This is a genomic window from Agrobacterium sp. 33MFTa1.1 (assembly GCF_004328495.1).
In the GTDB taxonomy this organism is placed as follows: domain Bacteria; phylum Pseudomonadota; class Alphaproteobacteria; order Rhizobiales; family Rhizobiaceae; genus Agrobacterium; species Agrobacterium pusense.
In genome coordinates, this window is sequence record NZ_CP036359.1 from 1,029,053 (window position 1) to 1,042,167 (window position 13,115).

Here is a 13,115-nt window from a genome sequence, read left to right on the forward strand (position 1 = left end):
GAGGCGCCATCGGGCGCCTCTTTTTTTGACCGTTGGTCTATTGACCTCAACTATAGTTGAGGAATTATACCGGCTGCTCTTCGTTGTGTTTCCGCGTTTCCGAGCGGAAATCGGTCCGGAAGCAGGAGCCAGAATGGAAAATACCATACTCAAACACAGCCTGACGGTGGGAGAGGTTGCCCGCCGCAGCGGCATCGCCGTCTCCACCATCCATTTTTACGAGGCGAAGGGATTGATCGAGGGCTGGCGCACCGCCGGCAATCAACGCCGTTATCATCGCGCCGTTCTGAGGCGCATCGCCATCATCCGCATTGCACAGCGGGCGGGTATACAGCTGAGCATCATCAGGGACGCGATGGCCGACCTGCCGCAGGATCGGGTGGCGACAACAGCCGACTGGCGCAGGTTCTCCCAATCCTGGCGGGAAATGCTCCAGCTCCGCATCAACAACCTGATCATGCTGCGCGACCAGCTTACCGGCTGTATCGGTTGCGGGTGCCTTTCGCTGGATGATTGTCCGTTGCGCAATCCGAACGATGTTCTCGCCGATAACGGCGCAGGTCCCCGCCGCCTCGTTTCGGCAGAGTGAGCATAATTTTCGGACCGTTAGCCTTGTTGCTCACCCGGATTCGGCTGGCACCCAAACACTGACACTGCCGCCATTGGTGGGGAAGGCGCCCTTGCCGCTCTCATCGAGGGTGATCTCCTCTTGACGGTGCCCGAGGAAGTCGCGCCAGACCGCCCCTGCATGATCCGGACCGAGATCGACATGCTTTTCCGCCGGTTCGCCATTCGACATCACCACGACACAACCGGGCGCATCGGCGGTGCCATGGCGAACGAAGGCGATGCAGTTCGGGTCATCGAAAATGTCCGTCTGTACGCCATTGGCGAAACGGCTGCGCGCCTCTATGAGCTTCGGCAGGCATTCGATGGCCGGCATATCGATTTTGTACTCATTGCCGTCATTACCCGTGTCGGTATAGCTCGTGCCGAACAGATCGGGATAAAAAACGCAAGGCACGCCGTTTTCACGCAGCAATATGATCGCATAGGCTAGGGGCTTGAACCAGGGCTCCACCGGGGCCTCCAGCGATTGCAATGGCTGGGTGTCGTGGTTATCGACAAGCGTGACGGCGTGATCGGGAACGGCGGCAACAAGCGCACCATCGAAAATGCTGCGCATGTCAAAATCACCCCCCTGTTTCGACGCGTCGTGGAAGCTGTGGTGAAGGGCGACATCGAAAAGCATCAGTTGCTTGTCGACGAGTTCGAGATAGCTCTTCAAGGCCTCAAGATCGGGGTGCCAATATTCCGCTACGACGAAAAGATCGGGGTCAATAGTCTCGCGCATATGGCCGACCCAGTCGCGGAAGAACCATGCCGGAATATGTTTTGCGGCATCCAGCCGGAAGCCGTCCACCTGGACCTGCTCGGAAAGCCAGCGGCCCCAATATTTGAGCTCTTCATAGACGGCCCGATTGCGAAACTCGACGTCCGCACCCATCAGATAGTCGAAATTGCCGTTTTCCTGATCGACTTCCTCGTTCCACTCACCGTCGCCATATTCGTTGACGAGCCGGAAAATGCCGTCTTCGGTCGGCTCTTCGATGTGATCGACGCCGCTGAAACATTTCTGGTCCCAGATGAATTTGGAATGCACGCCGCCTCGGCCAGGAAAGGTGAAACGTGTGTAAGCGAGTGCGGAAAAATCCTCGTCGTCGATATCCGTGCGATCGTCGGGATTGACGCGGCGAACCCGTACCTTTTCCTTCTCGTCGGCACCCATCTTGTGATTGAGAACGACGTCGTGAATGACACGGATGCCATTCTCTTTCAGCGTCTTGCCCGCATGCTCGAGGGCGCCACGATCACCGTATTTGGTGGCGACGGTGCCCTTCTGGTCAAATTCGCCGAGGTCGAAGAGATCGTAGGTGTCATATCCAACCGAATAACCGCCGGCGGCGCCCTTGTAGGCGGGCGGCAGCCAGACGTCGGTAATGCCCATTTTGGCAAGGCTTTCGGCCTTCTCGGCCACCTCGCTCCATAATTTCCCTCCGTCCGGATAATACCAATGGAAGAATTGAAGCAAGGTGCGTCCGGCCATATGTCCCTCACGATGGTTAGCAGGTCGCGCCATAAACGGCCCGGTGACGAAAGGGTTCCGCCACCGGGGATGCGCGATCTGCGATTATGAGGTCGTTGCGGCGCTTCAATATTAGCCGGCTATTTCGAGCACCCTATCGCCGGCCTGAAGATAGTCGCCTTCCTTGCCGATCAGGCGGATCCTGCCGGCCCTGGTGGCGACAATCTGCGTCTCCATCTTCATTGCTTCCATGATTGCCAGGAGATCACCTTCCGCGACCGTGTCGCCATCTTTTACCTTGAAGGACTGCAAGGTGCCGGAAACGGGAGCAGTGATTTCACCCTCGTTCCTGTCGACCGCAGTGCCGGAAACGGACGCCTGGCCGCCGTTGACGCTGCCGAGGCTGGAAAGGAGAATGCTGGGCAGGCCGACCGAAACACGCTTTCCGTCAATCTCGAGATAGGTTCGTGTCATGGAAGGATCGTCGGCCGGTGCCGGGCGCTCCATGGCGTCGGGCATGGCCGCAAAATCGGTTTCGATCCAGCGGGTGTGAACCTTGAACCGATCCGTGCCGATGAAGTCGTCCGTCTCGATCGCGGCGCGATGGAACGGAAGAACGGTCGCGATACCCTCGATGCGGAATTCCTTCAGCGCGCGACGGGCACGGCGCAGAACCTGATCGCGGTCAACACCTGTCACAATGAGCTTCGCCATCAGCGAGTCGAAGACACCAGGCACGACGGAGCCGCTGACGACACCGCTATCCATGCGAATGCCGGGACCGGACGGCGCGTCGAAAACCGAGATCGAGCCGGGCGTCGGCAGGAAGCCGCGGCCAGGGTCTTCGGCATTGATGCGGAACTCCATGGAGTGCCCGCGCGGTTCGGGCGTTTCAAGGACACGCAACGTCTTGCCTTCGGCAATACGGAACTGTTCGATGACGAGATCGATGCCGGTGGTTTCCTCGGTGACAGGATGTTCCACCTGCAGGCGCGTATTGACCTCGAGGAAAGAAATGGTGCCGTCAACGCCGAGCAGGAATTCGACGGTGCCGGCGCCGGAATAACCGGCTGCGGCGCAGATCGCCTTGGCGGCGTCATGGATTTTTTGGCGCTGCTCATCGGACAGGAAGGGGGCGGGGGCCTCTTCGATCAGTTTCTGGTTCCGGCGTTGCAGCGAGCAGTCGCGGGTGCCGAGAACAAGCACATTGCCGTGTTTATCGGCCAGAACCTGCGCTTCTATATGGCGCGGCCGGTCAAGGAAGCGCTCCAGAAAGCATTCGCCACGACCGAAGGCGGCGGTTGCTTCGCGCACGGCGGATTCGTAGAGGTCGGCGATCTCCTCCATTTTCCAGGCAACCTTCAGGCCGCGCCCGCCACCGCCATGGGCAGCCTTGATGGCGACCGGCAGGCCGTGCTGTTCGGCGAAGGCGGTGACTTCCGCGGCGGAAGAGACGGGGCCATCACTGCCGGCAACCAGTGGTGCGCCAACGCCGGTGGCGATGCGCCGTGCCTCGACCTTATCGCCCAGCGCCTCGATGACATGAGGGTCGGGACCGATCCAGATCAGGCCGGCATCGATGACGGCTTGGGCAAACTCCGCGCGTTCGGACAGAAAGCCGTAACCGGGATGCACGGCGTCCGCGCCAGCGCGTTTTGCAACCGCGATCAGCTTGGTAATGTCGAGATAGGTCTCGGCGGGCCGCACGCCTTCCAGCGCATAGGCTTCATCCGCCAGCCGGACGAAAAGCGCGTCCTGATCGGGATCGGCATAAACGGCGACCGATTTCAGGCCGTAATCGCGACAGGCGCGGATGATGCGCACCGCGATCTCGCCGCGATTGGCAATCAGCACTTTTTTCATCGCTTTTCTCCTCGGGATTCTATGTTCCTGGCCACGATTTCGGCAAAGGGGCCGATCGGGCGAAATTTGATTTTGGCGTTGACGGGGATCTGCCCGGCAAGATCGAGATGATATTCCGCTACCGCGCCGATGACAGGATAACCTCCGGTCAGCGGGTGATCGGCAAGGAAAAGAACCGGCTGGCCGCTATGGGGAATCTGGATCGCGCCCGTTGCCGTGCCTTCGCTCGGAAGCTCCGCACTGTCCTTGCGTTCCACCGGCACGTCGCCTGAGAGGCGAATGCCGACCCGGTTCGATTGTGGGGTGACCTGCCAGAGCTGGCCAGTCAGCGTCTCGATACCCCTCTGCGTGAACCAGTCCGTTCGGGGCCCGAGAACGACATCCAGTGTCACGACCTCACCCGTTGCCGGCGGCTCGAAAGCCGGAACCTCGTCGATCGATACGCTGGAAAGGCCGGACGTCTCGCCCTTAAGCGGCAGGATGGCGCCTGCACCGACCGGCTCCGGGCCAACAACGGCAAGTGTATCCGTCGCGAAACTGCCGAGCACCGGCTCGACATCGAAGCCACCGCGCACCGCGAGATAACAACGCATACCTTTCGATGGTTGGCCGAAAGTGACAACATCACCGGCCTCAAGGGAAACCGGTGCATGCGCCTTTGCCACGAAACTGCGCTCTGCCGTCTTGATCGTGACGGGGCAGGGGGCGCCGGTTATGCCGATAACGGTACGGTTCGCGCTTTTGAAGGAAAAGCCGCCGAGCGTCAGTTCGAGACAGGGCGTGTTGACCGGATTGCCGACGATGCGGTTTGCGGCATTAAATGCGCCGCGATCCAGCGCGCCGGAGGCGGAGACACCCTGCCCGGTCTGGCCGAAACGGCCGAGGTCCTGAAAGATGGCTGGCATTGGCGCGGCAAGCACCTCGAAATGCGGGCCATCCTTTTTTGGTACTTTCCTGTCCGGTGCCGGAGCTGGGATATCTACCGTTCGACCGGTCTTGTCCATGTCGAAGAAACGCACACGGTAGCCCGGCTGAAACAGCGCGCCGGGGTCGCGGTCTATATCCCACATCTTCACCGGCGTCGTGCCGATGATCTGCCAGCCGCCAGGGCTGTTTTGCGGGTAGACGCCGCTGAAAGCACCGGCCAATGCTACGGAGCCGGCCGGAATACGGGTGCGCGGGCTTTGCCGGCGCGGGACATGCAGCGCGGGATCGCCTCCGACCAGATAACCAAAACCGGGAGCGAAGCCGCAGAAGGCAACGGTGAATTCGCTTTCGGTGTGCCGGCGGATAACCTCTTCGATGCTCAGGCCGGTTAGTTCGGCAACATCTGCAAGGTCTTCGCCATTATAACGGACGGGGATTTCGACAAGATTGTCCGACGGCGCGATATTTGCCGAGAGATCGCGGCTCGCAAGCCGCGCAGCCAGCGCTTCGGAGCCGATCTTCTCGGGCCGGAACCGGATCATCAGCGTGCGGGCAGCCGGCACCGTCTCTTCTATGCCTTCGATGGGATCGTTCTGCAGCGAGGCGAAAAGCGCAAGCGTTTCATCGAGATCGGCGAGTTCGACAAGAATGGTGGCGAGGCTGACGGGAAGAAAACGCATCATATCCTCACGCGTGGTAGGCGGAATCGGGAATATCGGTAATGAACATGTGTCCCGGCGCATGGGTAATGGCAAAGGGAACACCGGATGCCATCACGGCGGCCTGTGGGGTGACGCCGCAGGCCCAGAAGACCGGAACCTCGCCGGGTTCGATCCGCACCGCGTCGCCGAAATCGGGCTTTGCGAGATCGGTAATGCCGATCTCCTCGGGCGCACCCACATGCACGGGCGAACCATGCACCGCTGGAAAACGTCCCGAAATGGTCGCCGCATCAGCGACGCGCGACGCCGGGATCGGCCGCATGGAAACGACCATATTGCCCTTCAGCCGACCGGCCGGACGGCAGGGGCGGTTGGTGAGATACATGGGCACATTGCTCTTGTCCGTCATATGGCGGATTTCGATACCCGCCTCCACCATCGGTGTTTCGAAGGTGAAGCTGCAGCCAATGAGGAAGGCGACGAGATCGTCGCGCTCAGCCCATGCGGCGGTGGCGTCAGCGGTTTCCTCAACAAGCTTGCCGTCACGCCAGATGCGATAAAGCGGCAGATCAGTCCTGAGATCGGCGCCAGGCGCCAGAAGAGTGGTCGGCGATCCCGGATCGGACACGTCGAGTACCGGGCAGGGCTTGGGATTGCGTTGCGCATAAAGCAGGAAATCGAAAGCCCAGTCGCGCGGCAGCACGATCATGTTCGCCTGCGTGAAGCCGGGCGCGATGCCGGAGGTAGGGGCGACAATACCGCCGCGATAGGTGGCGCGGGCCTTGCGGGCGGCGTCCGCGTCCGTGTGATTGAGATAGGATGTGGGTATCGTCATCGGCTATCCTTTCAGCGATTGGATGCAAAAGAGCGGATGTCGATGCCATCAGCCTCGAAGCGCCGGCGGATTTCCTGGGCGATGGCGACCGCACCGGGGCTGTCGCCATGTACACAGATGGATTGCGCCTCGATTTTTATAATACTGCCATCGATCGCCTCCAGCGTGCCTTCGCGGGCAAGCTGCACCATGCGGTCGGCAATTTTTGCCGCGTCATGTAATACGGCACCGGCTTCCCGGCGGGAAACGAGCTGGCCCTGAGGCGTATAGGCGCGATCGGCAAAAGCTTCGGCAACGACGGCAAGACCGGACTTGCGGGCGAGATCGAGGATGGGCGCGTTCGCAAGGCCCATCAACGCCAGTGACGAATCTATGGCCTTGATGCCGTCGATCACGGCTTGCCCCTGTTTCGCATCATTGGCGATGCGGTTGTAAAGTGCGCCATGCGGCTTCACGTAACGCACCGTGGTGCCCGCAGCGGCGGCAACACCCTTCAGCGCGCCTATCTGGTAGATGACATCGGCAATCAGTTCTTCCGAGGTGGCGTCCAGATCGCGGCGGCCGAAGCCGACGCGGTCAGGATAGGAGACATGGGCGCCAACGACCACGCCCTTTTCGGCAGCGGCCTTGACGGTGCGGTAGATGCCGGCCGGGTCGCCTGCGTGAAATCCGCAGGCGATGTTGGCGCTGGAAACGATGGCGAGCATCGCCTCGTCATCGCCCATGCGCCATGCGCCGTAACTTTCGCCAAGATCGCTGTTGAGATCGATAGCGGCCATGTTTGCCTCCCTTATTCCATCAGTAGCCGAGCAGGGCAAAGATCGCGCCCGCCGATTTATAGGCCATATACCAGGTGAGCGCGCAGGTCAGCACGCCAAGCACCAGCAGCCAGCGCGGGTAGTGGTACCCGTGCATCAGATCCGCGCGCTTCCAGGCGGCATACATGAAGATCGAAAGACCGATCGGCAGGACGAGACCGTTGAGACCGCCGACGAAGACGAGCATGGCTGCAGGCGGGGTGGTGATGATGACATAGGCAATCAGCGAAATGGCGATGAAGCCGACCGTTGCCAGATTACGCTGACGCTCCGTTATGTCAGGCTTGAAAGCTGTCAGGAATGACACGGAGGTATAGGCCGCGCCGATGATGCTGGTCATGGCCGAGGCGAGGAAGACGGCGCCGAACAGGCGGTAGCCGATATTGCCGGCGGCGGCATGGAAAGCCTGGCCGGCCGGATTCGCCGCCTTGCCGGAGAGATCGATGACCACGCCACTTGCGACAACGCCGAGGATGGCAAGGAACAGGACGTAGCGCAGGACGCCGGTGATGGCGATGCCGCTGAGCGCCGCGCGATTGACCGCGTTGATATTTTCAATGCCCACCATGCCCTTGTCCAGCAGGCGATGCGCACCGGCATAGGTGATGTAGCCGCCAACCGTGCCGCCGACGATGGTGGTGATGGTGACGAAATCGATGGTGTCTGGCAGGAAAGTCTGGCGGAAGGCTTCCGCGACCGGCGGGCCGGAAACATATGCCGCATAAACGATCAGCGCCAGCTTGACAAAGGCCGCGACAAAAACCACGCGGTCCATGGCAATGCCGGCGCGGCGGGACAGGAAGATTCCGATGGCCGCCAGTGCACCTATTGCACCGCCGATCTTCGGATCGAGGTCGATCATGGCGTTGAAGCCGAGGCCCGCGCCGCCAATATTGCCGATGTTGAAGAACAGGCCGCCGATAATGACGAGAATCGCAAGCAGATAACCCGAACCCGGAATAGCGGCATTGGCAATGGCCGGTGCCCGCATGCGGGTAATGGTGACGATGCGCCAGATATTGGCCTGCACGACGAAGTCGATGAGGACGGAAATGACGATGGCGAATGCGAATGCGGCGCCCAGTTTAACCGTGAAATTTGCGGTCTGTGTGATGAAGCCCGGCCCGACGGCCGACATCGACATCAAGAACATTGCCGAAAGCAAGGCATACCGTTGATTCTTCGCCTTGCGCGCAACCTCGTTAGGGTCGGCGGGCGAGAGCTTATTCTGCTCCATGGATTTTCTCCGCTCCATTTGCAATCCGCCCCTCGCGGATGCTTTATGAGACCGAGTTTGGCCTGTTCCGCGAAATTGTCAACATTGTTCAACAATAAATAATAATCGTTCTCTTATTTTGTCTATTTGTTGGACGTTATGCGCATGAATTCAGCATGTTTTTTTCGTGCTTTGCTAATGCTTTGTGCTATGGGCAGAACATGCCGTGTCCGAACATGCCTGTCACGGAATTCCCGATGCTGCATTGCTCTTAGGAAAGGAGCGCCATGACGGAAACGATAGAGGGTCTGCCGCTTGCGGATCGATTGGCCAAGGGTATTCGTACCCTGCTGATATCAGGTGAGCTGGCGCCGGGGCAGCGCCTGTCAGAGGCAGCCTTCAGTGAACGTTTCGATGTCTCCCGCAATTCGCTGCGCGAGGCATTCCGGCTTTTGACCAAGGATGGGCTTCTGCGTCATGAGGCCAATCGCGGTGTGTTCGTCGCAGTTCCCACCATGTCCTCGGTCATCGATATCTACCGGGTGCGGCGCATGGTGGAATGCGGCGCGCTGAGGCAGGCCTGGCACAAGCACCCCGCGATCAAAACGATGCGGGCGGCGGTCGAGGATGCGAAGGTGAAGCGTGAGGCTGCTGATTGGCTGGGCGTGGGCAGCGCCAACATGAAATTTCATGCAGCTGTCGTTGATCTCCTCGACAGTGCCCGGATCAGCGATTTTTACGAGCGTATTGCCGCTGAACTCCGGCTGTGTTTCGGTCTCTTGAAAGATCCCGAACAGCTTCATTCTCCATTTGTCGACATGAACAGCAAGATTCTGTCACTGATGGAGGAAGGCAAGGCGCAGGAAGCGGGCGACGAGATGGACACCTATCTCAATCTTTCAGAGCGTACGGTCCTGAAAGCGCTCGAACGTGCCGTGGAACACGCCTCCTGACATAGCGGGCGGCGGCGAAACGTCTCGTGCCGTACTGTTTCACTTTTGCCGATCAGGGCGATTGCCAAGTTTGCTGCGCTGCGTCATCAATGCTGACATGACGCTTCGCGACCTGACAATTCTCGTTATCGACGAAAACGCGATCCGCGCTTCCATCATAGAGGAGGGCCTGCGCGAGGCGGGCTATCAGCGCGTTACCGTCATCCACGAGGTGAACGGGGTGGCGCGCACCATCGAGACGCTGCAGCCTGATGTCATTTTCATCGATCTTGAAAATCCCAATCGTGACATGATGGAGCATCTGTTCCAGCTCACCCGCACGGTTGGCCGGCCTATCGCCATGTTTGTCGATCGTTCCGACACCGCCTCCATCGAGGCAGCCGTCGAGGCCGGTGTCTCCGCCTATGTGGTGGACGGGTTGAAGAAAGAGCGTGTGAAACCGATTCTCGATATGGCGGTCAGCCGCTTCAATGCTTTCAGCCGCCTGCAGCGGGAGCTGGCCGATGCGAAATCGGCGCTTGAGGAGCGCAAGGTCATCGAACGCGCCAAAGGCATATTGATGAAGATGCGCGGCCTTCCTGAAGAAGAGGCCTTTGCACTTCTGCGGCAAACGGCAATGAACGAGAAAAAGAAGATTTCCGAGATCGCGCAAAGCGTGGTCACCGCGGCCGGTCTGTTGATGTGACGAAGACCAGCCGGACAGCGTGGAGTGAATAACATGGCGGCACCGGAACAAACGGCAGGACCAGACAGCGGAGCGACGAAAGCCCCGGGCGCACCGGCAAGGGTCGGCAGTGACCGGCAGAAAATCCTGCGTGCTGGCTTTATACCCCTTGTTGACGCATCGGTTCTTATCGCAGCGGCCGAATTCGGCTTTGCAGAACGCGAGGGCATTACGCTCGATCTCGTGAAAGACGTTTCCTGGGCAAATGTGCGTGACCGGCTGGCGTTCCGGCAATTCGACATTGCCCATATGATATCGCCAATGCCAGTCGCCTCCATGCTCGGGCTCGGTTCTAACCCGTCGCCGACGATTACGCCTTTTTCACTCGGACGCGGCGGCAATGCGATCACGCTTTCGACCCGCCTGTTTGACCGCATGAAGGCCGTGACCGGACTTTCCGAAACGGCGGGAGCGCTCGAAAATGCTGAGGCGCTGAAGCGTGTGCTTGATGATATGCGTGCCCGCGGCGAGCCGCCACCGACGCTTGGCATGACCTACCCGTTTTCCTCGCATAATTACGAATTTCGCTACTGGCTTGCCGCTGGCGGCATTCACCCCGACAACGATGTCAAGCTTGTGGTCGTGCCGCCGCCGTTGACATCGGATGCGCTCGCTGCGGGAGCGATTGACGGTTTCTGCGTTGGAGCGCCGTGGAATATCGTCGCCGCCGAACGCGGTGTCGGCCGGATCGTTGCCGCCAAGCAGGATTTGTGGCCTTCCGCACCCGAAAAGGTCATCGGCATGCGGCCCGAATGGGCGGCAAACCAACAAGAAGCGGTCGGACGGCTGCTGACGGCGCTTGATGCGGCCGCGCGCTGGTGCGATCTTGCAGAAAATCACGATGAACTAAGCCGGGCCCTTGCCGATCCGCGTTACATCGGAGCGCCTGAGGCGATTATCCGTCGTGTGCTTGCCGGTGAATTCAGCATTGATAGCCGGGGGAATAGGCGCGTGATCGACAAATATTTCACCTTTCATGGCGGCCATGCGAATTATCCCCGGCAAAGTCAGGCTTTGTGGATTTACAGCCAGATGATCCGCTGGGGGCAGGCGGAATTTTCTCGCAAAGGCTTGGCGGCCGCCTTGTCTTCCTACCGGCCGGATATTTACCGGGCGGTGCTGGGCGACGCCAATGCGCCTGATGATGCCGATATCCGTGTCGAAGGGCAGGAAGAGGGTGATCGTTTCGTAGATGGCCTCATATTCGATCCCGCCGACATAGAAGGCTATGTGAAGGAATTCTCAGTACGTACATCTACGGCTGTTTCTCAAGCTTCCGGTGAGGCATAAACGGCACCCAAGCTGGTCAAGCTGCGTAAAATTCAAGCGCTGGATTTCTCTATTTGCCCAAATGCAAGCCAAGAAAATCCCTGATTAAAATTTAGTCGTACAGCCCACCTCATGAATACGCCTTTCTTTTCAGGGCTATAATCTAATTTTGATAAACTGGCACGCCTTTTGCTTTTTGTTTTTCGCACCGGTCAACGGCGATCGGAGCAAGCAGGGCGCGGCATAGGCGCTTTCAAAGACACAGACGTCGCAAGGTTTTGCAGTCCGGACTTCTCCCGTCCGCAGACGCAAACACCGAGCGGCGTTTTTTTTATTTTCCGGTTTTTTCGCAAGCGAAAACGTCACCCACGGGTGGCCCAATAAGGGGAACATGCGAATGAAAAAGATATTCTCCGGCGCTGTCAGCCGCCGCGCGATTTTGAAGACCACGGCCAACGCAGCCCTTGTCACTGCGGTACGCGGCGCGTTTCCCTCTGGGGCTTTCGCAGCCACCGCCGAGCCTGAGGTCAAAGGCGCAAAACTCGGCTTCATCGCACTCACCGACGCCGCACCGCTCGTTATCGCCGCGGAAAAGGGCCTCTTCGCCAAGCATGGCATGCCTGACGTCGAGGTTCTGAAGCAGGCGTCATGGGGCGCAACGCGCGACAATCTGGTGCTCGGCGGCGCTTCGAACGGTATTGACGGCGCGCATATTCTCACGCCGATGCCGTATCTGATGCATACGGGCAAGGTAACCCAGAACAATGTGCCGGTGCCGATGACAATCCTCGCCCGCCTGAACCTCGACAGCCAAGGCATCTCCGTCGCCAGGGAATATGCAGATACCGGCGTTCAACTCGATGCCTCCAAACTGAAGGTGGCGTTCGAGAAAAAGAAGGCGGAAGGCAAGGAAATCAAGGCCGCGATGACGTTCCCGGGCGGCACGCATGATCTCTGGATCCGCTATTGGCTTGCCGCCGGCGGTATCGATCCCGACAAGGACGTTTCCACCATCGTCGTTCCGCCGCCGCAGATGGTCGCCAACATGAAGGTTGGCAACATGGACGTCTTCTGTGTGGGCGAGCCCTGGAACGAGCAGTTGGTCAATCAGGGCATCGGTTTTACTGCCTGTACGACAGGCGAACTCTGGAAGGGCCATCCGGAAAAGGCGCTCGGCATGCGCGCCGACTGGGTGGAAAAGAACCCCAACGCCGCCAAGGCGCTGCTGCTGGCGGTCATGGAAGCGCAGCAATGGTGCGACGAGATGGCGAACAAGGAAGAAATGTCCACCATCCTCGGCAAACGCCAATGGTTCAACGTGCCGCCGAAGGATGTGCTTGGCCGTCTGAAGGGCAATATCAATTACGGCAACGGCCGCGCGCTCGAAAACACCGGCCTGCAGATGAAGTTCTGGCAGGACCATGCCTCCTATCCCTTCCGCAGCCACGACAGCTGGTTCATCGCGGAAAACATCCGCTGGGGCAAATTCGCGCCCGACACCGATGTGAAGGCGCTGGTTGCGAAGGTGAACCGAGAGGATATCTGGCGCGCTGCCGCCAAGGATCTCGGCGTAACCGATCTGCCCGCTTCCACCTCGCGCGGCAAGGAAACCTTCTTCGACGGCAAGGTCTTCGACCCGGAAAACCCGTCGGCCTATCTCGAAAGCCTGTCCATCAAGGCGGCCTCCTGAGGAGGAGACCCGGGCGTCGCCCTTCATCCGCCGGCCGCGCTTCCCAACCGGTGCGGCTGAAGACCGGGTGAG

Annotated in this window: 11 protein-coding genes; 5 read left to right on the top strand and 6 right to left on the bottom strand. The window is 59.7% G+C overall.

Going from position 1 to position 13,115, the window contains the following annotated elements; genetic code table 11:
- Positions 1-133: 133 nt before the first annotated feature.
- Positions 134-589 carry a redox-sensitive transcriptional activator SoxR gene (gene soxR, locus EYD00_RS18575; RefSeq protein WP_003584914.1) on the top strand — a complete coding sequence of 152 codons (456 nt, stop codon included), beginning with the start codon at positions 134-136 and terminating at the stop codon, positions 587-589.
- Between the two features lie 30 nt (positions 590-619).
- Here the strand turns inward: soxR and amyA are convergent, their stop codons facing one another.
- The 6 genes from amyA to EYD00_RS18605 all read right to left on the bottom strand — a co-directional run bounded on the left by amyA (position 620) and on the right by EYD00_RS18605 (position 8,428).
- The gene (gene amyA / locus EYD00_RS18580) at positions 620-2,107 is read right to left on the bottom strand and encodes an alpha-amylase (RefSeq protein WP_022563280.1); all 1,488 of its coding nucleotides are present in this window, start codon (positions 2,105-2,107) and stop codon (positions 620-622) included.
- 111 nt (positions 2,108-2,218) lie between these two features.
- Entirely contained in the window at positions 2,219-3,949 is a 1,731-nt protein-coding gene (locus tag EYD00_RS18585; protein ID WP_022563281.1) for an acetyl/propionyl/methylcrotonyl-CoA carboxylase subunit alpha, read from the bottom strand.
- Positions 3,946-5,556 carry a 5-oxoprolinase subunit B/C family protein gene (locus tag EYD00_RS18590; protein ID WP_034500298.1) on the bottom strand — a complete coding sequence of 537 codons (1,611 nt, stop codon included), beginning with the start codon at positions 5,554-5,556 and terminating at the stop codon, positions 3,946-3,948. The genes EYD00_RS18585 and EYD00_RS18590 overlap by 4 nt, the downstream gene beginning before the upstream one ends.
- Positions 5,557-5,563: 7 nt before the next feature.
- The gene (locus EYD00_RS18595) at positions 5,564-6,373 is read right to left on the bottom strand and encodes a putative hydro-lyase (protein ID WP_022563283.1); all 810 of its coding nucleotides are present in this window, start codon (positions 6,371-6,373) and stop codon (positions 5,564-5,566) included.
- Between the two features lie 11 nt (positions 6,374-6,384).
- Entirely contained in the window at positions 6,385-7,152 is a 768-nt protein-coding gene (locus tag EYD00_RS18600) for a LamB/YcsF family protein (RefSeq protein WP_022563284.1), read from the bottom strand.
- Between the two features lie 19 nt (positions 7,153-7,171).
- Positions 7,172-8,428 carry an NRAMP family divalent metal transporter gene (locus tag EYD00_RS18605; RefSeq protein ID WP_004437230.1) on the bottom strand — a complete coding sequence of 419 codons (1,257 nt, stop codon included), beginning with the start codon at positions 8,426-8,428 and terminating at the stop codon, positions 7,172-7,174.
- A gap of 266 nt (positions 8,429-8,694) precedes the next feature.
- Between EYD00_RS18605 and EYD00_RS18610 the strand changes: the two genes are divergently transcribed.
- The 4 genes from EYD00_RS18610 to EYD00_RS18625 all read left to right on the top strand — a co-directional run bounded on the left by EYD00_RS18610 (position 8,695) and on the right by EYD00_RS18625 (position 13,043).
- Positions 8,695-9,360, top strand: coding sequence for a GntR family transcriptional regulator (locus tag EYD00_RS18610; RefSeq protein ID WP_004437233.1), 666 nt, complete (start codon positions 8,695-8,697; stop codon positions 9,358-9,360).
- A gap of 97 nt (positions 9,361-9,457) precedes the next feature.
- Positions 9,458-10,045: an ANTAR domain-containing response regulator gene (locus EYD00_RS18615; protein WP_022563285.1), complete on the top strand. Its 588-nt coding sequence runs from the start codon at positions 9,458-9,460 to the stop codon at positions 10,043-10,045.
- Positions 10,046-10,078: 33 nt separating this feature from the next.
- Positions 10,079-11,374 (top strand): CmpA/NrtA family ABC transporter substrate-binding protein, encoded by a 1,296-nt coding sequence (locus tag EYD00_RS18620; RefSeq protein WP_034500299.1) that lies wholly within the window; start codon positions 10,079-10,081, stop codon positions 11,372-11,374.
- A 376-nt stretch (positions 11,375-11,750) separates the two neighbouring features.
- Entirely contained in the window at positions 11,751-13,043 is a 1,293-nt protein-coding gene (locus EYD00_RS18625) for a CmpA/NrtA family ABC transporter substrate-binding protein (protein WP_034500300.1), read from the top strand.
- The last annotated feature ends 72 nt before the right edge of the window (positions 13,044-13,115 follow it).

Coding starts and splice junctions, on each gene's coding strand:
- EYD00_RS18595 (WP_022563283.1), bottom strand. CDS start 6,373: ATGACGATACCCACATCCTATCTCAATCACACGGACGCGGACGCCGCC.
- EYD00_RS18620 (WP_034500299.1), top strand. CDS start 10,079: ATGGCGGCACCGGAACAAACGGCAGGACCAGACAGCGGAGCGACGAAA.
- EYD00_RS18625 (WP_034500300.1), top strand. CDS start 11,751: ATGAAAAAGATATTCTCCGGCGCTGTCAGCCGCCGCGCGATTTTGAAG.
- EYD00_RS18600 (WP_022563284.1), bottom strand. CDS start 7,152: ATGGCCGCTATCGATCTCAACAGCGATCTTGGCGAAAGTTACGGCGCA.
- EYD00_RS18610 (WP_004437233.1), top strand. CDS start 8,695: ATGACGGAAACGATAGAGGGTCTGCCGCTTGCGGATCGATTGGCCAAG.
- EYD00_RS18585 (WP_022563281.1), bottom strand. CDS start 3,949: ATGAAAAAAGTGCTGATTGCCAATCGCGGCGAGATCGCGGTGCGCATC.
- EYD00_RS18605 (WP_004437230.1), bottom strand. CDS start 8,428: ATGGAGCAGAATAAGCTCTCGCCCGCCGACCCTAACGAGGTTGCGCGC.
- EYD00_RS18615 (WP_022563285.1), top strand. CDS start 9,458: ATGACGCTTCGCGACCTGACAATTCTCGTTATCGACGAAAACGCGATC.
- EYD00_RS18590 (WP_034500298.1), bottom strand. CDS start 5,556: ATGCGTTTTCTTCCCGTCAGCCTCGCCACCATTCTTGTCGAACTCGCC.
- soxR (WP_003584914.1), top strand. CDS start 134: ATGGAAAATACCATACTCAAACACAGCCTGACGGTGGGAGAGGTTGCC.
- amyA (WP_022563280.1), bottom strand. CDS start 2,107: ATGGCCGGACGCACCTTGCTTCAATTCTTCCATTGGTATTATCCGGAC.